Annotated in this window: 19 protein-coding genes; 8 read left to right on the forward strand and 11 right to left on the reverse strand. The window is 47.1% G+C overall.

The genetic code is table 11. The features are described from left to right. Positions 1–2 precede the first annotated feature (2 nt). Positions 3–566 (reverse strand): endonuclease SmrB, encoded by a 564-nt coding sequence (gene smrB / locus ACN0TF_RS01535; protein WP_153849008.1) that lies wholly within the window; start codon positions 564–566, stop codon positions 3–5. A gap of 86 nt (positions 567–652) precedes the next feature. Between smrB and prmB the strand changes: the two genes are divergently transcribed. Genes prmB through ACN0TF_RS01560 form a run of 5 tightly spaced genes read left to right on the forward strand, consistent with a single transcriptional unit; the run spans position 653 to position 4,509 of the window. Continuing rightward, a complete protein-coding gene (prmB, locus tag ACN0TF_RS01540; protein WP_417440476.1) occupies positions 653–1,582 on the forward strand; it encodes a 50S ribosomal protein L3 N(5)-glutamine methyltransferase in 930 nt (309 codons plus the stop codon). Continuing rightward, positions 1,582–2,670 carry a chorismate synthase gene (gene aroC, locus ACN0TF_RS01545; protein WP_417440477.1) on the forward strand — a complete coding sequence of 363 codons (1,089 nt, stop codon included), beginning with the start codon at positions 1,582–1,584 and terminating at the stop codon, positions 2,668–2,670. The genes prmB and aroC overlap by 1 nt, the downstream gene beginning before the upstream one ends. A gap of 6 nt (positions 2,671–2,676) precedes the next feature. Continuing rightward, a complete protein-coding gene (locus ACN0TF_RS01550; protein ID WP_417440478.1) occupies positions 2,677–3,225 on the forward strand; it encodes an elongation factor P hydroxylase in 549 nt (182 codons plus the stop codon). 10 nt (positions 3,226–3,235) lie between these two features. Beyond that, complete coding sequence (locus tag ACN0TF_RS01555) at positions 3,236–3,364, forward strand: entericidin A/B family lipoprotein (RefSeq protein ID WP_110012565.1); 129 nt, start codon at positions 3,236–3,238, stop codon at positions 3,362–3,364. Between the two features lie 2 nt (positions 3,365–3,366). Further along, positions 3,367–4,509 carry an ATP-NAD kinase family protein gene (locus tag ACN0TF_RS01560; RefSeq protein WP_417440479.1) on the forward strand — a complete coding sequence of 381 codons (1,143 nt, stop codon included), beginning with the start codon at positions 3,367–3,369 and terminating at the stop codon, positions 4,507–4,509. A 12-nt stretch (positions 4,510–4,521) separates the two neighbouring features. Here ACN0TF_RS01560 and ACN0TF_RS01565 read toward each other — a convergent pair whose 3' ends face one another. Beyond that, positions 4,522–4,842, reverse strand: a complete 321-nt coding sequence (locus ACN0TF_RS01565) for a 2Fe-2S iron-sulfur cluster-binding protein (RefSeq protein WP_417440480.1) — start codon at positions 4,840–4,842, stop codon at positions 4,522–4,524. Between the two features lie 108 nt (positions 4,843–4,950). Between ACN0TF_RS01565 and ACN0TF_RS01570 the strand changes: the two genes are divergently transcribed. Continuing rightward, a complete protein-coding gene (locus tag ACN0TF_RS01570; protein WP_034820332.1) occupies positions 4,951–6,243 on the forward strand; it encodes an NCS2 family permease in 1,293 nt (430 codons plus the stop codon). A gap of 7 nt (positions 6,244–6,250) precedes the next feature. Further along, positions 6,251–6,736: a xanthine phosphoribosyltransferase gene (gpt, locus tag ACN0TF_RS01575; RefSeq protein ID WP_034820335.1), complete on the forward strand. Its 486-nt coding sequence runs from the start codon at positions 6,251–6,253 to the stop codon at positions 6,734–6,736. Positions 6,737–6,816: 80 nt separating this feature from the next. Here the strand turns inward: gpt and ACN0TF_RS01580 are convergent, their stop codons facing one another. Both ACN0TF_RS01580 and tsaA read right to left on the reverse strand, forming a co-directional pair. Beyond that, a complete protein-coding gene (locus tag ACN0TF_RS01580) occupies positions 6,817–8,520 on the reverse strand; it encodes a proline--tRNA ligase (RefSeq protein WP_417440481.1) in 1,704 nt (567 codons plus the stop codon). Between the two features lie 78 nt (positions 8,521–8,598). Next, a complete protein-coding gene (gene tsaA / locus ACN0TF_RS01585; RefSeq protein WP_417440482.1) occupies positions 8,599–9,306 on the reverse strand; it encodes a tRNA (N6-threonylcarbamoyladenosine(37)-N6)-methyltransferase TrmO in 708 nt (235 codons plus the stop codon). Positions 9,307–9,517: 211 nt separating this feature from the next. Here tsaA and ACN0TF_RS01590 point away from each other — a divergent pair, with 211 nt between their 5' ends. Then, positions 9,518–10,159 carry a hypothetical protein gene (locus tag ACN0TF_RS01590; protein ID WP_417440483.1) on the forward strand — a complete coding sequence of 214 codons (642 nt, stop codon included), beginning with the start codon at positions 9,518–9,520 and terminating at the stop codon, positions 10,157–10,159. Here the strand turns inward: ACN0TF_RS01590 and rcsF are convergent. The 7 genes from rcsF to ACN0TF_RS01625 form a co-directional block, all read right to left on the reverse strand. Beyond that, entirely contained in the window at positions 10,156–10,524 is a 369-nt protein-coding gene (gene rcsF, locus ACN0TF_RS01595; RefSeq protein ID WP_417440484.1) for an Rcs stress response system protein RcsF, read from the reverse strand. The genes ACN0TF_RS01590 and rcsF overlap by 4 nt on opposite strands. Positions 10,525–10,634: 110 nt before the next feature. After that, on the reverse strand, positions 10,635–11,051 hold the full coding sequence (locus ACN0TF_RS01600) for an H-NS family nucleoid-associated regulatory protein (RefSeq protein ID WP_417440485.1): 417 nt from the start codon (positions 11,049–11,051) through the stop codon (positions 10,635–10,637). Between the two features lie 324 nt (positions 11,052–11,375). Next, complete coding sequence (locus ACN0TF_RS01605; protein WP_417440486.1) at positions 11,376–13,025, reverse strand: electron transfer flavoprotein-ubiquinone oxidoreductase; 1,650 nt, start codon at positions 13,023–13,025, stop codon at positions 11,376–11,378. 17 nt (positions 13,026–13,042) lie between these two features. Next, positions 13,043–15,259, reverse strand: a complete 2,217-nt coding sequence (locus ACN0TF_RS01610; RefSeq protein WP_417440487.1) for a putative bifunctional diguanylate cyclase/phosphodiesterase — start codon at positions 15,257–15,259, stop codon at positions 13,043–13,045. Between the two features lie 3 nt (positions 15,260–15,262). Next, complete coding sequence (locus ACN0TF_RS01615) at positions 15,263–17,206, reverse strand: acetoacetate--CoA ligase (RefSeq protein WP_417440488.1); 1,944 nt, start codon at positions 17,204–17,206, stop codon at positions 15,263–15,265. 22 nt (positions 17,207–17,228) lie between these two features. Beyond that, positions 17,229–18,128, reverse strand: coding sequence for a hydroxymethylglutaryl-CoA lyase (locus tag ACN0TF_RS01620; RefSeq protein ID WP_417440489.1), 900 nt, complete (start codon positions 18,126–18,128; stop codon positions 17,229–17,231). 32 nt (positions 18,129–18,160) lie between these two features. Then, complete coding sequence (locus ACN0TF_RS01625; protein ID WP_417440490.1) at positions 18,161–20,131, reverse strand: acetyl/propionyl/methylcrotonyl-CoA carboxylase subunit alpha; 1,971 nt, start codon at positions 20,129–20,131, stop codon at positions 18,161–18,163. Between the last annotated feature and the right edge of the window lie 5 nt (positions 20,132–20,136).

Genomic DNA, 20,136 nt, shown 5'->3' on the forward strand with positions numbered 1-20,136 from the left:
TGCTAGCTCGCAACTTTTAACAGTACTAATAGCGACGCCGCGCCACCCCATTCCAGCGGCGCCTGATGAAAGGCCCGAACATGCGGATGCTGTACTAACCAGTGCGGCAATTGTTGTTTTAATTTACCACTGCCGTGCCCGTGCATAATGCAGCAACAGTCTATGTGTTCGCGCTCACATGCCAGTAATAACGCCGCTAACTCCTGGCGTGCCGTGGCTAATGTCATACCGTGTAAGTCCAGTAGCAACTCGGGCGTGTAGTCTCCCCGGCGTAATTGCTTAACCAAATACCCCGACTCACCCTCCGCGGCAAAACGTACCGGGCCGTCAGCAAAGTGCGCTTCAAAATCATCGGAAAAATAATGGCTGGCCGAGCGACTGGCGTCGGCAATTTGCTGGGCGCTGGGGTCTTGCGATAGCTGTCGGCGCTTCCGTAATTCAGCAATTTTGGGTGGTTCCGGAGGCAGTTTGTCCTGCTTTATACGGGCAGCACCTTTTGCGGCTTCACGAAAAAGCTCGATATCGTCTTCAGAAAGTGATGATGACTGACGTTTGTTTGCGACCATGATTGATGAAAACCGCGCTGAATTAAGGTATCTTTAAGGCATTAAGTTAATTCAGTATAAAACATTCAGTGGTCGGGAGACAGCCTTTGCAAGTGCGTAATCTGGAACAAGCCATTCAAGAGTTAGTAAGCATTGACGACATTACTCGCTGGAGCGTTACTCAGCTAAACCAGTCTGACGTGTATTATGGTCATGGCACCGACAACCCAATTGATGAAACCCGGGCTTTATTAAGCTTCGTGTTACAGCTAACAACGGCTCAGTTAGCCGCTATGGGTCATTGCCGTATGCTCAACTCTGAGAAACAAGAGTTTGCCGAGTTATTAAAGCAACGCATTGAGCAGCACATTCCGGCTGCGTATCTGACTCATCAGGCCTGGTTTGCCGGATTACCATTTTATGTCGACGAACGGGTTCTGGTGCCACGCTCTCCAATAGCCGAGCTTATTGAAAATGGCTTTCAGACTTGGTTAGTCGAAGCCCCGCACCGTGTTCTGGATTTGTGCACCGGCGGCGGCTGTATTGCTATAGCCTGTGCCTATGCCTTTCCTGAAGCCGAAGTCGATGCGCTGGATATTTCCACCGAAGCGCTGGAAGTGGCTGAGTTCAACATTGAACAGCACGGTTTAACTCATAGAGTGACGCCCATTCAGTCGGACTTATTCGATGCAGTAAAAGCCGAAAAATACGATTTAATTGTTACCAATCCTCCGTATGTCGATGCCGAAGATATGACTGATTTACCACCTGAGTATCACCACGAACCGGAACTTGGGTTGGCAGCCGGTGAAGATGGTTTAATTTTGGTAGACAAAATGCTGATGCAGGCTTCGGACTTGTTGAACGACGGCGGTCTGTTTGTTTGTGAGGTGGGCAATTCAATGCCTGCTTTAGCTGAAAAGTATCCGAAAACGCCTTTTATGTGGCTTGAGTTTGCTAATGGCGGTGACGGGGTATTCTTACTGACAAAACAGCAACTAATTGAACATAAACAACGGGAAACTAAGGCCAGCTAATGCCAGGAAACAGTTTTGGGCAGTTATTCAAAGTTACCACCTTTGGTGAAAGCCACGGACCTTCGCTCGGTGCCGTTGTTGACGGTTGTCCTGCTGGGTTAGAACTAACCGAAGCCGATTTACAAGAAGCCTTAGACCGGCGTAAGCCGGGGCAGAACCGCTATACTACAGCACGTCGTGAGGCCGATCAGGTCAAGATCCTCTCCGGGGTATTTGAAGGCGTGACAACCGGTACCTCAATTGGTTTGCTGATTGAAAACACCGACCAGCGCAGCCAGGATTACTCTGACATAAAAGATACCTTCCGGCCCGGCCATGCCGATTACACCTACCAGCACAAGTACGGTGTACGTGATTATCGCGGGGGCGGTCGCTCTTCAGCGCGTGAAACCGCAATGCGGGTAGCGGCTGGTGCTATAGCCGATAAATTACTGCAACAGCAGGGCATACAGGTTCAGGCGGCATTAACCCAAATGGGCGATATTGTTGCTAGTAACATTGACTGGCCGCAGGTACGCGAGAATGAACTGTTCTGCGGCGATGCCAATGCGGTTGAAGCTATGCAGGAGCTTATTCGTCAGCTGAAAAAAGAAGGCGACTCAATTGGCGCAAAAATTCGGGTGCAGGCTACTGGTGTGCCCCCAGGCTGGGGGGAACCGGTTTTTGACAGGCTGGATGCTGATTTAGCCAAAGCACTGATGAGCATTAATGCAGTAAAAGCAGTGAGTGTTGGCGATGGTTTCGAGGTTGTGAGCCAGCGTGGCAGCGAACACCGTGATGAAATGACGCCGGACGGCTTTTTGTCGAACCACGCGGGCGGTGTCTTAGGCGGTATTAGCAGCGGTCAGCCGATTTTTGCCGATATCGCACTGAAACCAACCTCAAGTATTGCTATTAGCGGGCGCACAATTGACCGCTGGGGTAACGAACAGGCCATAGTAACGAAAGGCCGTCACGACCCTTGTGTCGGTATACGTGCGGTACCTATTGTTGAAGCTATGACCAGCCTGGTTTTAGCCGACCACTGGTTACGCCAGCGTGCGCATAATTTAACAGCGCAAACTGAAACACCGGATATTAGTCGCTAAGCGAATATGAGTCAGACGTCAGAACACCATTATGAGCGCTTAATTAGGGTTTTTGAGCACTGTTTCGGCGAAGATTGCAACACAATATTGGTTGCTGGTGACGAAGAGCCTTATTATCAGCCTGCCTCGGAAGAGGGGGAACCGCATAAAGTGGTATTTGCCCATGGTTTTTTTGCCTCAGCGCTACACGAGACCGCGCATTGGTGTATAGCGGGTGAAGCGCGGCGCAAGCTGTTTGACTATGGCTATTGGTATGAACCTGACGGGCGCAACGAAGCCCAGCAGAAATCCTTTGAGCAGGTTGAGCAAAAACCACAAGCGCTGGAGTGGCTGTTCTCTTTGTGTTGTGACTTTCCGTTTCAGGTAAGTGTGGATAATTTGAATGGCGTTGAAGTAGACAGGCAGGCGTTCACAGAAAAAGTGGCTGCACAGTTAAACCGTTTACTGGAAGAAAACACCATACCTCCACGTGCGGCAAAGTTTGCAAAAGCACTCTGTCACGACTTTAATTGTAGCTGGCCAAACGGCCAGTCCGTTATTTTTAGTCATGAATAAGGAGGTATCTATGTTTTTAAGAGCATTGTTAGTAACCGTTGCAATACTAGGGTTAAGCGCTTGTGAAACAATAGAAGGCGCTGGCCGCGACTTGCAAAATGCCGGTGAAGCGATAGAAGATGAGGCTGATGACGAGTAGTAATGGAAATAAGTAGTAGATTAACCGTTGGTTTTATTATTAACCCGTACGCGGGTATTGGTGGCGCTTTAGCTTTAAAGGGAAGCGATGGCGCCGATATTCGGGAAAAAGCATTAGCGGCCGGGGCTGAGAAAAAGGCCGCTAAAAGAGCTGAAACCGCATTAGAACTTTTGCAGCCATACAAACAACAACTTCATTTTGTTACTGCCGACAATGAAATGGGCGCTGATAGCCTAAAAGCCCTGGGCTTTTCATTTGATTCGGTCTACAAAGCTGCTGAGACTCCATCCTCACCAGAAGACACTAAAAAAGCGGTGTCTGAAATTGTGACTCATAACATCGATATTCTTTTATTCGCCGGCGGAGACGGCACTGCGCGCGATATTTATCAGGTGGTTCCCGAACAACAGTTAGTTCTGGGTATACCGGCTGGCGTTAAAATTCATTCGGGTGTTTATGCTATTAGTCCAACCGGTGCCGGGCGGGTTATTGAAAAGATCCTGCAGGGCGAGTTATCCAGCATTCATAATGCCGATGTAATGGATATTGATGAAGATGCTTTCAGAAAAGGCACAGTAAAAGCACGGCGTTTTGGTGAAATGTCGGTACCGGCCGAACTTGAATACGTTCAGGCGGTAAAAATGGGCGGCAAAGAAAGCGACGAGATGGTACTGGATGATATTGCTGCTGAAGTCACAGAGCGCATTGACGACGAACTTTTAGTCATGGGGTCTGGCTCTACAGTAGAAGCTATTATGCAGTCCATGGGGCACGAGAATACTTTGCTCGGTGTCGACTTAGTCCAACAGAATAACCTGTTAGCCAGCGACGTAACAGAAAACCGTTTATACGAAGAAGTGGGTCAGCGCGAAACTGGAAGCATTAAATTGGTTATAACCTTAATTGGCGGGCAGGGGCATTTATTTGGTCGTGGAAATCAGCAATTAAGTCCACGGGTTATTCGGCATATTGGTAAAGAGAACATTTGGGTGGTTGCCACTAAAACTAAGTTGCAGGCACTGAATAACAAACCACTACGAGTCGATACCGGCGATTCGGAACTAGACCGAGAACTCTCAGGCACCATTCGGGTTATTACCGGCTACCACGACGAAGTTCTTATGCCGGTGGCAGCCGTATATTAATTTCAGGCTTACTTAGAACTGAGTTTTTGGCATGTGTACAACTAATCCGTCTAATTCGTCAGTTACTTCTATCTGACAGCTTAAGCGGCTATTGTCCTGCGGCTCTAAAACCATATCTATCATGTCTTCTTCCTGCTCCGATGGGGCAGGAATCTTGCTTTGCCATTCTGGCGGTATGTAACAATGGCAAGTTGCGCACGACATAACGCCGCCACATTCGCCAATAATGCCGTCAATAAAATTTTCGACAGCGGCTTCCATGACGTTGGTTCCTGCATCGACAGTAGCTTCAAATTGGTTACCATCGGCATCAACAAAGTAAACGGTTGGCATGATAAATTCTGTGTCCTGTTAAAAAATAAAAAGTGAGCAACAAATTCTGTGGCGGTTAGGATAAAATACCTGCCCTTTAACCACAACGCTAAACTTTCAAGGTTCCTCATGCTGGAAAAGCTGTTTTCAATTAAAGCTAGTGGTAGTTCGGTTAAGTCTGAGGTTATTGGCGGGCTCACAACCTTTCTGACTATGGCTTATATTATCTTTGTTAATCCGTCCATTTTAAGTGAAACCGGTATGGATTACGGCGCCGTATTTGTCGCTACCTGTCTGGCTGCGGCTATTGGCTGTCTGGTAATGGGGCTGTGGGCAAATTATCCGGTGGCACTGGCTCCGGGTATGGGGCTAAACGCTTTTTTTACCTACACCGTTGTTTTTAGCATGGGCTACACCTGGCAGACGGCCCTTGGAGCGGTGTTCTTTTCCGGTTGTTTATTTTTCTTGCTGTCGGCTTTGCGTGTGCGTGAGTGGATAATAAAGTCCATTCCAACCACATTGCGTTTGGCTATTGCCGCAGGTATTGGGGCTTTTCTGGCATTAATTGGTTTGCAGAATGCGAATATTATTGTGGCAAACGACGACACCATGGTAACTCTAGGTTCTTTGTCTGAGCCTTCAGTACTGCTCGCCGCAGCAGGCTTCTTTCTCATTATTGGGTTAGTCGCACGGCAAATACAGGGTGCGGCTTTAATCAGTATTTTGCTGGTAACGGTTATTGCCTGGGCAACCGGGCTGGTTGAATATAATGGTATTGTGTCTGCACCACCGAGCTTGCTGCCAACCTTTATGCAAATGGATTTAGCGGCGGCTTTTGATATTGGCATGCTGTCGGTTATTTTTGCTTTCTTGTTTGTGGATTTGTTTGATACGTCCGGCACTTTACTGGCGGTGGCGCAAAAAGCGGGGCTGGCAAAAGCCAATGGCGAAATGCCGCGCTTGAATAAAGCATTAATGGCAGACAGCACTGCAACCGTTGCCGGGTCCATGCTGGGTACCTCAACCACCACCAGTTATATCGAGTCAGCCGCAGGAGTGGCATCAGGTGGTAAAACGGGGCTTGCCGCGGTGGTTGTTGGCATTTTATTCTTATTGGCAATGTTCTTTGCGCCGTTGGCTGGTATGATCCCTGCCTACGCAACCGCAGGTGCAATTATTTATGTTGCGGTGTTAATGCTGTTTACGCTGAAAGACGTAGAGTGGGACGACATTACTGAGGCCGCCCCGGTAACAGTAGTTTTATTGATGACACCACTGACATTTTCGATAGCCGACGGCATTGCATTAGGGTTTATTAGTTACGTTGTGGTGAAATTACTGGGCGGACGCTATCAGGATTTAACACCAAGCGTCGTTTTCTTGGGCGCACTTTTTGTCGCTAAATTTATTTGGTTAGGGTAACGAAATTATGGGATGGCATTCAAACCGCGAGTTTTTTGTATCATGGGAAGAGTTGCACCGCGCAACGCGTGAACTAGCGCGTCGGCAATTACCGGCGGAGCAATATAAAGGTATTATTGCGGTTAGCCGTGGTGGTTTGGTTCCGGCGGCAATTGTGTCGCGCGAGCTTAATATTCGTGTTGTCGACTGTGTTGCTGTTAGCTCATATGACCACACAGAACAGCGTGACGACTTGCAGGTAATGAAAGACGTAACGGCAACGGAAGACGGCGAAGGTTTTCTGGTCGTTGATGACTTAGTGGATACCGGCAATACGCTTAAGTTTTTGCGGGAACGCTTACCGAAAGCTAAGTTTGTGACGGTTTACGCAAAACCCAGTGGTATGGAAATGGTCGACGATTTTGTTGCCGACTTAGCCCAGGATACCTGGATCCACTTTCCGTGGGATATGCACTTACACTACATTGAGCCTTTAGCGGGTCAGGAGTCTTAAGACTCTCTCGTTAAAAAAATTAAGGCAAAAAAATGGCCTGATAGCGAAAACTATCAGGCCATTTTTATTAATAACGTCAGTTAGAGTTGTTGCTGTATGAAGCTAATGCAGTCATCTAAATTGATTTTCTGCTTCTCTCCGCCTTTACGGCTTTGGTACTCAACCTGGTTTTCATCAAGGTTACGCTCACCAACCACAACCTGATGAGGAATACCTATGAGCTCCATGTCGGTAAACATCACCCCGGGGCGTTCCTTACGGTCATCAAACAGCACATCAATACCTTGAGCCTTTAAGTCGGTATAAAGCTTCTCAGCGGCTTCCTGTACCCGTGCTGACTTGTGCATATTCATTGGCACAATAACAACCTGGAAAGGCGCTAAAGCTTCCGGCCAGCAAATACCGCGTTCGTCGTTATTTTGCTCTATGGCAGCAGCGACTATGCGCGAAACACCTATGCCATAGCAGCCCATGGTTAAAGTTTCGTGTTTGCCGCTTTCAGACAACACACCAACTTTCATAGCGTCGCTGTATTTTTTTCCCAGCTGGAAAATATGGCCCACTTCAATACCGCGAGCAATCTTGACTTTGCCCTGACCACAAGGACTCGGGTCACCGGCAACGACGTTGCGAATATCGACAACGCTGAAATCACCCGTGTCACGTTTCCAATTAACGCCGGTTAGCCATTGGTCGTTCTCATTTGCACCACAGGCAAAATCGGCAAGGTGCGCTGCACTGCTGTCAACTAACAGAGGCAATTTCGCGTTCACGACACCAATGTAAGGTGCTTCTACGCCAGTGGCTTTCTCGGTTTCAGTCAGTATTTCCAGCGGAGCCGCAACCTGAGCCAGTTTCTCGGCTTTTACTGTGTTCAGTTCATGGTCAGCGCGAAGAACTAGCTGAACGTATTCAGAATCAATGTCGTCCGCTGCTTTAACAATAAAAGACTTGGTTGCTTGCTGGCTTTCTACAGACAAAGGCTGTAATACAGCAGCGAGTTCGTCGCCTTGTACTTCATGCTTTTCTACTTTTTGATTAGGAGCAGGGCGCTCACCAGCAGGAGCCAGAGCTTCTGCCATTTCCACGTTCGCGGCGTAATCTGAAGAGTCAGAAAACGCGATGGCGTCCTCACCGGAGCTTGCCAGCACATGAAACTCGTGCGAGTGGCTTCCGCCAATAGAGCCTGTATCGGCTATAACCGGACGATAATCTAAACCAAGACGTTCGAAAATACGGCAGTAGGCCTGATACATATCGTCGTATGTTTTCTGCAGAGATTCGTCGGTCAAATGGAAAGAGTAGGCGTCCTTCATCAGAAATTCGCGCGCACGCATCACGCCAAAACGAGGGCGTATTTCATCACGGAATTTGGTCTGGATTTGGAACAAGGTTAATGGCAGTTGTTTGTAGCTGCTCACTTCCTTACGTACCAGTTGGCTGATAATTTCTTCGTGGGTTGGTCCCAGTAAAAAGTCACGTTGGTTGCGATCTTTTATACGCAGTAATTCCGGGCCGTAGTCGTCCCAGCGTCCTGACTCCTGCCAAAGATCGGCGGGTTGTACCATAGGCATTAAAATTTCCAATGCGTTAATGGCTTCCATTTCTTCGCGCACAACATTTTCAACTTTGCGCAGTACACGCAAACCGGTTGGCGTCCAGGTATACAACCCAGCGGCGACTTTACGGATCATACCTGCCCGCAACATCAGCTGATGACTCACGATCTCAGCATCAGAAGGTGTCTCTTTAAGCGTTGATAATAAATATTTGCTGCTGCGCATAGTCCGGCATCTCTGCAAGTTATAGTGGTCAAAAATTAGAGCGAAGTTTAGCAGTGTCTGACTCAGCCCAAAAGCCTTTTACAGCTGTTTTAGTGAGATTTCTTCAACAAAAACGGTGTTTTGTTGTACATACCAGCGAATATTGTAGTTCAAAAGCGCTGTGCCGTAATTTCTCTGGTTTTCCTGTGACTTGTGGTAAGCCGGTCTGGGGTCCTGTCTGAGTACCTCAGTAATCAGTACTTTAAGCTCAGGAGTGCGCTCTGACTCTCTGATAAGAGTCGATTCCGCAGCCTCCAAAAATTTCACCTTTAAGCTTTCTTCCGGTTTCTGCTGAGCAAATCCCGCACGAGCGTCACTAATGGCGTCTACGTAGGGAATATAAGGCTTTATATCAACAATAGGGGTGTTATCCACTAAGTCCGCTCCGCGAACCGTCAACACCACTTTAGGTTCGGTTTCTACTGCAACTAACTCAACCACAGATAAGCCTAATTGATTCGGCCGGAAGGGTGAGCGTGTGGCAAAGACGCCCAGTTGTTCATTACCGCCAAGCCGCGGCGGGCGAACGCGCTCCTGCCACGAACTGTGCTGATGAAACTCGAAGGTTAGCCAAAGATGAGAGAACTGCTCTATTCCCTCTATGGCTTGTGCATGCTGGTAACTTCCGACTAACTCAACCTTAGCCAATGCAGAGGGCGTTAGGCCGGGTTGCCGGGGAACGCTAAACTTTTCGGGAAAAGGCGTACGAATGATAGCTATGGGTGTTAATTGCTGCTGGCTTTTCATTCTGCCTCCGTTAGTGAATACCCAGAATTGTGGTAGCCAATTTGACCACATAGTTTGCGAATTCACTAACCTATAAAATTAAAGGTAAATTAACCCCATGATTTTAAATGACTTTTATTTTTGGCACAGGCGTTGCAAAAGCTAGGCATAAGCAACTTTTAGTGCTTTAGGGTTTGCCATGAATCGTTTTAATAACAATAGGAAAAGAAAAATGATGAAACACAAAATTTGGCCTTTAACTTTAGGCTTTATTGGTTTGGTTACGGTAAGTACAGCCGCGTTTTCTGCTGAAAGTGAACGCACGTTAAGTAGCAGTTACATCGTTAGCGACGACACAGAAATTCATTTAGACGCAACGGTGGGAACGGTTGAGCTAAATGTAACAGAGGGTGATACGGTCGGAATTGAGCTTCGTGTAGAGTCAGATGATGACGGCTGGTTTGTCAGTGGTGGTGAGCTCGACAAAGTGATTATAAAAGGTGAGCGAGACGGGAATCGTCTGGAGATTTCTGCTACGCCCGATGACGATATGTCACAACACTGGATTGTATCCGTGCCGCGTAGCCGGTTGCTGGAGATAGACCTGGGTGTTGGGCAGATTGAAGGTGAGGTACCATTTAACGACTTAAAAGTTGATTTAGGTGTTGGTGATGTATCTTTGAATCTGGCGAAGGGCGACTACAAGCACGTAGAAGCTTCAGTAGGAGTCGGTGATACCAGCTTGAAGAACTTCGGAAATACTCAGGAAGACAGAATGATTGTGACATCTGAGTCACGTTATCAGGGGAATGGCTCTGTCAGAGTTCAGGTTGAAGTTGGCGTTGGAGACGTGACATTGAAACAAGGTCATTAGTCACGCCACTGAATAGCACGGCCTACGCAGCTGACTTCACTGTAACAGATGGAGTCGGCTTCTGGTTTAAAAGAGAAGCACTGAGTACCGATAACGGCATGAGCTTTAAACCGGGCAGCGTCTTCCTGCAGGGCCTGAACTGCGCTGTTAGCTGAGGCTTCTGCGCCTTTAAACTGTCGCTGGCAGCTTTCACCATTTACAATACTTATTAACTCGTATGCGCGCGACGGCTTTTCATCACCACGATAAATTTTAATATCACCTGAGTCGATCTGATGAGAGCCCCCTGACATCTGAGGTAAGATGCTACAGGCAGAAAGGCCGAATAATGGCGTTAATACGAATGCTATGAAACGATAGCGCAATGTCGATCCTTGCCAGTTTGAATTTTCTATAGCCTAATCAAGCTGAGCCTATTGTTCAACAAAAAGCGTAATCAATACTCTCTATTAGCACCGATCACGCTTTATATACGCTATTTAATTAAAAAAGCTTCTAGTGATTTGCCATTATCAATTGCCGTTTTCATGGCTTTTGGCATGCGCCCCTGACCGGTCCAGGTTTGTTTCTCGCCGTTTTCGTCATTGTATTCGTATTTAGGAGGCTTAGGTGCTCGTTTTTTACGAGTAGTTTTAGCTATAGGCTCTCCACCCAGCTCTTGCTCCAATATATCGGACAACTCAATGCCGGCATCAGCCATGGCACTTTTAAATTCTTTAATTTTTTTCTGCTTCGCTTCGTTCTGACGTTGCTTTTCAGCTTCTTCTTCACGACGCTGAGAAATTACTGAATCAAATTTAGCTTTAACACTTTCTAGTTCATTTAAATCCAGTTCTTTTAATGCTGCTTTTAAACGGCGTTCGTGACGAAGAATGTTAATAAATTCACTCATTTTTTGCTTACCTTATTTGATTGCTTAAATATTGGTTTGTCTCATTATAGCTGTTATTACAGTTTAAGTTGAAACTTCTTTTTATTGAATAAGTACATAGAAATAGAGAAAGAGGATTAAAACCACTGTCTAGCGTTACTTATTAACAATTACTTATAATTACTATCAATACTGCTCTCTTTTTACTTCTTGTTATATGACCCGTTTAAAAGTGCATTTACGACTTAATAAGTCGATAAACTTATAATTTTCAGTTCCTAAAACGAAAAACACCAAAACATTTAACATGCTTTGGTGTTTTTTGTTATTAACTTTACGAAGTGTTTACATATTAGGGTAGGTAGGTCCGCCTCCACCTTCAGGTACGACCCAGGTAATATTTTGACTGGGGTCTTTAATATCACAAGTTTTACAATGTATGCAGTTTTGCGCATTAATTTGAAAAACTTGTTTGCCGTCTTCTTCAACCACTTCATAAACCCCGGCAGGGCAATAGCGCTGCGCCGGTTCTGCATATTTCGGCAAATTGACCTCTAATGGAATATTAGCGTCACTGAGCTTTAAATGGCAGGGTTGATCTTCTGCGTGATTGGTATTGGATAAAAATACCGATGACAGACGATCAAATGTCAGTTTATTATCAGCTTTTGGATAGTCGATTGCCGTATAGTTTTCGGCTTTACCTGTCGCTTTATAATCTGGTGTCCACTCTTTAAATTTAAAGGGTAATTTACCACCAAACCAATTTTGATCGACCATATTATAAGCGCCGCCAAGTATTGTGCCCAATTTATGCACAGCACCACCGAAATTGCGTGAACGATACAATTCATCAAATACCCAGGACTTTTCAAACGCCTCTTTGTAGCTGGTAATGTCGTCGTTGGCTTTACCATTTTTCAGCTGTTCAAATACACATTCAGCAGCCACCATACCCGACTTCATTGCGGTATGGTTTCCTTTAATTTTGGCAAAGTTCAAGGTGCCTGCGTTACAGCCAACCAGCAAACCGCCGGGGAAGGTCATCTTAGGTAACGAATAATAGCCACCTTTAGCAATAGCACGCGCGCCGTAGGACACCCGTTTACCATTTTCTATGACTTGCTTAATAGCCGGGTGAGTTTTGAACCGCTGAAACTCCTGAAATGGATTCAGGTAAGGGTTAGCGTAGTTAAGATCCACAATAAGGCCTAAGTACACTTGTCCGTCTTCGGCATGATAAAGATAACCGCCGCCAGTGGCGTCACTGTCGGTTAGCGGCCAGCCGGCGGTGTGAACCACTTTGCCGGGCTCGTGCATGTCTTCCGGTACATCCCAAATTTCTTTAAAGCCTAAACCATAATGTTGCGGGGTGCTGTCTTTATCCAGTTCAAACTTGCTAATCAGCTCTTTGCCTAAATGACCGCGACAACCTTCTGCGAATAAAGTGTATTTAGCACGCAGCTCCATTCCCGGCATATAACCGTCTTTTTCGCTGCCGTCTTTAGCAACGCCCATGTCACCGGTTTGAATGCCAGCAACGCTGCCATCGTCGTTATACAGAATTTCAGAAGCCGCAAAGCCCGGGAATATTTCAATGCCCAGTTGTTCGGCCTGTTCTGCCATCCAACGGCACAGGTTACCCATACTGGCAATGTAATTGCCTTTATTATGGAAGGTTTTAGGGACACTAAAGTCTGGCAGGCGACTGTGGTTATTTTCGTCTTTTAGCAATAAAACATCATCGCCGGTAACTTCGGTATTGAGCGGAGCGCCGCGCTCTTTCCAGTCTGGAAAAAGCTCGTTCAGGGCTCGTGGTTCAAACACCGCGCCGGATAAGATATGAGCGCCAATATCAGCACCTTTTTCAACCACGCATATCATGAGCTCTTGCTCATTTTCCTGTGCGAGTTGTCCGAGTCGACAAGCGGTAGCCAGCCCTGACGGGCCTGCACCAACTATAACGACGTCAAATTCCATGCTTTCGCGTTCCACGTTAACCTCCACTATATTCAGGCTATCTGGATAGGGATAAGCCCTTTATACTGCTGTAATAGTTCAGTGATTTGCCGTGCCGGAACGGGTCTACTGAAAAGAAAGCCTTGTCCGGTACTGCATTCACGTTGTAATAAAAATTCCACTTGTTCTTCGGTTTCAATACCTTCGGCAACCAATTGCAAATTTAAATTACGTGCCAGACTAATAATGGCCTGGGTAATGGTTGCGTCGTCTTCGTTGAGTGGTAAATCCCTGACAAAAGAGCGATCTATTTTTAACGAAGTAACCGGAAAGTTTTTCAAATATGACAGTGATGAATAGCCCACACCAAAGTCGTCTATAGCCAGCGACATTCCTTGTTCACGCACCGAATGCATAAAACGGGTATGGGATTGAATGTTTTCAATAAACACTTGCTCAGTTAGCTCTAGCTCTACTTTGTTTGGCGGTATCTGGGCTTCGTTCACCCGTTCCATAATGTCATCGACTAAATCAGCTAAGTGTAGCTGCTTTCCTGATATATTGATGGCAATGCTCAATTCTTCGAAGCCAAGTTCGTGCCATTGCTTTAATTGTAGAAAGGCTTCTTCCATCACGTATTCCGATATTGGAATAATGAGACCGGTGTCTTCAGCCAGTGGAATAAACTCATCCGGAGGAATGATACTGCCGTCGTCGTCAACCCAGCGAACCAGAGCCTCTAAGCCACTGATACGGCGGCTACCGAGTTCAACTTTAGGTTGGTAATAAACCGTTAGTTGCTGCTTAGAAACGGCGTGGCGCAGCCGTTTAACCAGTTCCAGTTTTTTGGTCAAGTCACGATGAATGGCTTTATCATAAACTTTATAGGTATTGCGGCCATGTTCTTTTGCCTGATAAAGCGCAGTGTCGGCGTTACGAATAAAGTATTCAGCGTTAAAATCGGCATCATCCGCGAAAGTGACCCCAATAGAGGCACTAATAAAGAGCTCATAGACGTCCACGAAAAAATGCGTGTCGAGCGCCTGAAGCAGTTGTTCCGACAGTTTGATAACACTTTCACGACTATCAGGTTTTGCTATTGCCAGTAAAAACTCATCACCGCCGGCTCGTGCCAGAACGCTACCTTTAGGCGCTAATTTTGTAATGCGTCGCGCAACCCGGCGTAGCAACTCGTCACCAACAGTATGGCCCAGCGCATCATTGACCTCTTTAAACCGATCCAAATCGATAAATAATAAAGCGGCTTTTTTATGCGGCGACTCGGTTTCCAGCCACTCACCCAAAATACGTTTTAAGGCGTTTCGGTTTACAAGGCCGGTAAGAGAATCATGCTCGGCAAGGTAAGCCATTTGCTTTTCAATGCGCTCGCGTTCATCAATTTCACTATAAAGTTCAATATTGGAATCGGCCAGTTGCTGCGCTTTAAAGCGGCTCTGGCCTAAAATATAAAGGACAAAAGTCAGCATACCGGTTACGAGTAAACCGGCGATTAACGCAGCTACTGAAATGCCACCACGGAGTTGCTCCAGGTGACCAGCGGTTGGCCAGACTGAGAGCTCCCAGCTATTTCCTACCAATTGTAGTGAATGCAAATGTGACCACTCTTCGCGTAATGAGGTATCGCCGGCAAATTGATACAGTATATCGTTGTTACTGCGAACACTGAGTTGGAAGCCTTCACTGATGTTGCTGCGTACCACATTATTAAAAAGGCTTTGCAGGCTTATCACAAAACCCAGAAAGCCGTGGGTTTGTTCTTGCTCTACACGGACAAAAATAGCTATGTCGCTGCTAATACGTCCCAAATTTCCGGCGGCTCCCATCATTGCGTGACGGTTTCCTTCAGAAGCCTTCAGTTTTTCCAGCAATGGAGTTTTAGCGAAAGGCGTTCCCAGTAGCTCGGGCTGTTCGTTCTGAGGATAGATAAGCTCAATATCCAGCTGGTCATTGAGCCAGGTGATGCCTTGTACATTTTGATAGTACAAAGTAACGATGTCAGCATTTTCCTTCCAGCGTTCCTCTATCGAAAGATCACTGCGTTCCCACTCGCGCGCTAGCAATTCAGCGACAAATAAATGGGAGACCAGGCTTTGCCGAATGTCGCGTTGCAAGTTATAAGTTTCCGCTTCCAGGGCATCGTGGACAACTTGATTTTCCTGATAACGCAAATAGCTAAAAGCGGTAACAGTAATGACCAAACCAACAATGGCTGCTATAACAGCCTGCCGTGATCCGTGCAGGAACATCATGGATTAACGCAACTCCTCTCTATCACGGAAGTAATCCAGTGCTTCTGGGTTTGCCAGAGCATCCGTGTTTTTCACGGGCTCGCCGTGAACCACATTACGTACCGCTAATTCGACTATCTTACCGCTTATAGTACGGGGTATGTCGTCAACCTGCAAAATTACAGCAGGTACGTGCCGTGGAGTCGCGTTAGCACGAATAGTTTTCGCAATGGTTTGGCGAAGTTCGTTATTAAGTTCTATGCCGTCTCTGAGTTTTACAAAGAGAACGACGCGCTCGTCATCTTGGTATTGCTGACCGACAGCAATACTCTCCAGCACTTCATCAACCTTTTCTACCTGACGGTAAATTTCAGCGGTGCCAATACGTACGCCGCCCGGGTTAAGAACGGCATCGGAACGGCCGTAAATAATAACGCCGTTGTTCTCGGTGAGCTCAGCAAAGTCACCATGTGCCCAGGTATTTTTAAATCTATCGAAATACGCGTTGAAGTAGCGTTCGCCATTCTCGTCGTTCCAGAAGCTTACGGGCATGCAGGGGAATGAGTTTTCACAAACCAGTTCGCCTTTTTCGCCTTTAACCGGCTTTCCGTTCTCGTCATAAACGTTAACGGCTAAACCAAGGCCCCGACATTGTAATTCGCCCCGGTAAACCGGCAGAATAGGGCAGCCAAGGGCAAAGCAGGAGACAATGTCCGTACCGCCTGATATTGAGGACAGACACAGGTCTTTTTTAATGTCGCGGTAAACGTAGTCAAAGCTTTCTGGTGGTAGTACCGACCCAGTGGTTAAGATGCTGCGCAGCTTTTCCAGGTTATGGCTTTCTCCCGGTTTAACGCCTTCTTTTTCAAGCGCTGCTAAATATTTGGCGCTGGTACCAAATACGGTAATGCCTTCTTCGTCAGCCACATCCCATAAAAACTCAGGTTTAGGTGCAAAAGGTGAACCGTCGAATAAGGTTAGGGTTGCGCCCACAGCCAGACCACTGACCAGCCAGTTCCACATCATCCAGCCGCAGGTGGTGAAGTAAAACAGATTGTCGTCACGATCTAAATCGGTATGCAGACCGTGCTCTTTTAAGTGCTGCAATAAGGTACCACCCGTACCATGAACAATGCACTTAGGTACGCCCGTAGTACCTGATGAAAACATAATATAGAGCGGGTCATTAAAGTTGCGTGGAGCGAAATCTATCTGGGTCTTTTCAGCGTCGCCAAAATCACTCCATGAAAATATTTTGTCGCCTTTTATGCGATCTTTTTGTTCGCTGAAATTAACCAACACCGTGGCTTCAATGCTGGGAATTTGTCTAATGATATCGGCGGTTTTGCTCTTTATGTTGAGGTTTTTGCCGTTATAAAAATAACCATCAACAGTAATCAGAACTTTAGGTTCTATTTGACCGAAACGGTCAAGCACGCCCTGAACGCCAAAGTCCGGCGAGCAAGACGACCAGATAGCGCCGATACTGGTGGTTGCCAGCATACCAATTATGGTTTCTATGCAGTTAGGCATCATGGCGGCAACACGGTCACCGGCTTCAACTCCGCGTTGGCGTAAACCTTCGGCAAAAGCGGCAACTTCGTGGTTGAGTTCTGCATAAGTTAACTGCTGGCGTGTGCCATTCTCACCGCGAAAAATTAAAGCAATATGGTCGTCTTTATGACGCAGCAGGTTTTCGGCAAAATTCAGGCTGGCTTCAGGAAACCATTGAGCTCCGGGCATTTTTTCTTTATCGGTGACTACCGTAAAGCCTTTTTCACCAATAACATCAAAGTAATCCCATACCATAGACCAGAAACTTTCGTCGTTGTCGACGGACCACTGATAAAGGTCGTGATAATTGGCCAGCGCTACGTTTTTATCTTTATTCACTTGTTGTAGGAAGTCTGTCATGCGGGCATTAGCAATGGTATCTGCTGACGGTTGCCATAAAGCTTCTGAAGTCATTTTAATCCCCTTATTTTGCTAATTAAGCTTTTGCCAATTCTGCTACTGCGACCTGAGAGCGGGGGCCATGCGCTAAATGCTGACAAATATCGGCTCCGGCCGTGATTAACTTGTTCAGGTCAATACCGGTTTTAATGCCCATACCATTTAACATGTAAACCACGTCTTCGGTGGCAACATTGCCACTGGCGCCTTTAGCGTATGGGCAACCACCCAGGCCAGCTACGGCCGAGTCAATGGTGGCAACACCTAGTGGCAGGCAGGCTATGATATTGGCCAAAGCTTGTCCGTAGGTATTGTGAAAATGCAGAGCCAGTTTGTCCATGGGGACTTTTTCCGCTACCGCAGCAAGCATTTCCTGAGCTTTTAACGGTGTACCGACGCCTATGGTGTCACCCAGCGATACTTCATAACAGCCCATGTGGTATAAAGCTTCTGCAACTTTAACTACATTTTCTACCGGAACATCACCCTGATACGGGCAACCCAAAACGCAGGAAACATAGCCTCTGACAGGAATGCCTTTTTCTTTAGCTGCGGCAATCACTGGCTTAAAACGCTCCAGCGACTCGTCGATACTGCAGTTAATGTTCTTTTGGGCAAAAGCTTCCGACGCTGCACCGAATACCGCTACCTCGTCCATGCTGGCTGCTACTGCCGCTTCAAAGCCCTTCAAATTTGGCGTTAAACCGGCGTAAGTAACTCCCGGGCGACGTTTAATCTGCTCCATAACGGCAGTGCTGTCGGCCATTTGCGGCACCCATTTGGGGCTAACAAAGCTGGCACTTTCAATATAAGAAACGCCGGCTTCTGCCAGCGCTTCAATTAAGGCAACTTTTGCATCAACAGAAACAGCAGTTTCATTTTGCAAGCCGTCACGAGGACCAACTTCGACGATTTTTATCTGTTCTGCAATAGCCATAGTCACTCCTGATTACTTCTAATAATGTCTTATTATTCGTCTTCGCTCACTGTAAGCAGTTCATCGCCGTCACTGACTAAATCTCCTGCGGCGAAAAAGACGTCGGTGACTTCACCTTCATGGCCAGCTTTAATGGTGTACTCCATTTTCATGGCTTCCATAATGACAAGCGGCTGATCTTTCTTGACTGTGTCACCTTTTTCAACCAGCACTTCCATGATAGTACCGTTCATTGGTGCAACGTGACCACCGTGAGCCACTTCGTCCGACAGAGTATCAGCCACACGGTGTCGATGGAAAGTCATAGGGCCGTTATCGGTGAATACCGTAATTTGTTGGTCGTCGGCACTAACATAGCGATGATAGCGCATACTACCGGCAGTCAGCGTGAGTTTGTCGTCGGTTAAAGACGCCTGCCATTGTATGCTTTCTTCATCAACGATCTGAAGGAACTCTTCGTTAGCGGTTTCTATTAGTGAAATAGGGTAGGTTTCTTCGCCAAACTGCAGTGGAACCGTATGTGTCGCCGCTGAGTTCATTCTAAACGCGTTACCACTTTGCCATGGTGAACTGCCACGTTGCTGTTGGCGCTGACAAATATCAAACAAAGCCGCTTCAGTCGCAATTTGCTGGTAATTTACCGAGCTATCGGGCAGCAGCTCTTCCTGATGTTGCTGGATAAATTCGGTTGTCAGGTTAGTTTTCACAAACTCAGGATGCGAAGCCAAACGATGCAAAAAGTCGACGTTAGTCGTTAACCCGGTTAAACGATATTCACGCAAAGCTTTTTGTAGACGCAGCAGGGCGCGGGTACGGTCGGTGTCCCAGACAATCAGTTTGGCGATCATTGGGTCATAGAAAGCAGAAATTTCGTCACCTTCTTCAATACCGGTGTCAATGCGAATACCGTTTTCTTCTGCAGGCGTACGTAAATGCTTAATGGTGCCTGTGCAGGGTAAGAAATCGTTGTCCGGGTCTTCGGCATAAATACGTGCCTCAAACGCGTGACCGTTTACCTGAATGTCATTCTGCGCCAGAGGAAGCGGCTGACCGGAAGCAACCAGTAACTGCCATTCGACCAAGTCCTGTCCGGTGATCATTTCGGTAACCGGATGCTCAACCTGTAAGCGGGTGTTCATTTCCATGAAATAGAACTCGCCACTCTGATCGAACAAGAATTCAACCGTACCGGCGCCAACGTAATCTATTGCCTGCGCGGCGCGAATGGCGGCCTCACCCATTTCAGTACGTGTTTTCTCGGTAAGTGCCGGAGCGGGCGCTTCTTCAAGCACCTTTTGGTGACGGCGCTGCACTGAACAGTCGCGTTCCGCCAGGTAAACAGCGTTACCGTGCTCATCGGTAAACACCTGAATTTCTACGTGGCGAGGGTTACGAATAAAACGCTCCATCAGCATTTTATCGTTGCCGAAAGAGGACTTAGCTTCGCGTTTGGCGGAATTCAGGGCGTCATCGAATTCGCCCAAGTTTTCTACCACACGCATGCCTTTACCACCGCCGCCGTACGCCGCTTTTAGTAGTAGTGGGAAGCCAACTTTTTCAGCTTCGGCTTTTAGCGTTTCAATATCCTGTTCGCTGCCGTGGTAACCCGGAACCAGAGGTACACCGGCGTCCTGCATAATGGATTTAGCCGCGCTCTTAGAGCCCATAGCGGCAATAGACGATACCGGCGGTCCCACAAAAATGATGTTGTTCAGCTGACATTGGTCAGCGAAGTCTTCGTTCTCTGAGAGAAAGCCATAACCCGGGTGAATGGCTTCAGCACCGGTTTGCTTAGCGGCGGCGATAATTTTATCGGCACGCAGATAACTGTCAGTGCTTGCTGCAGGACCAATGTGTACAGCCTGATCCGCCAATTTAACGTGGCGTGAGTTGCGGTCGGCATCGGAGAATACCGCTACGGTGCGAATTCCCATTTTCTTTGCTGTGGCAATAATACGACAGGCAATTTCACCACGGTTCGCAATCAATAATGTTTTGATCATAATGA

The sequence above is a fragment of the Idiomarina sp. genome (assembly GCF_048265525.1).
Lineage (GTDB): Bacteria > Pseudomonadota > Gammaproteobacteria > Enterobacterales > Alteromonadaceae > Idiomarina.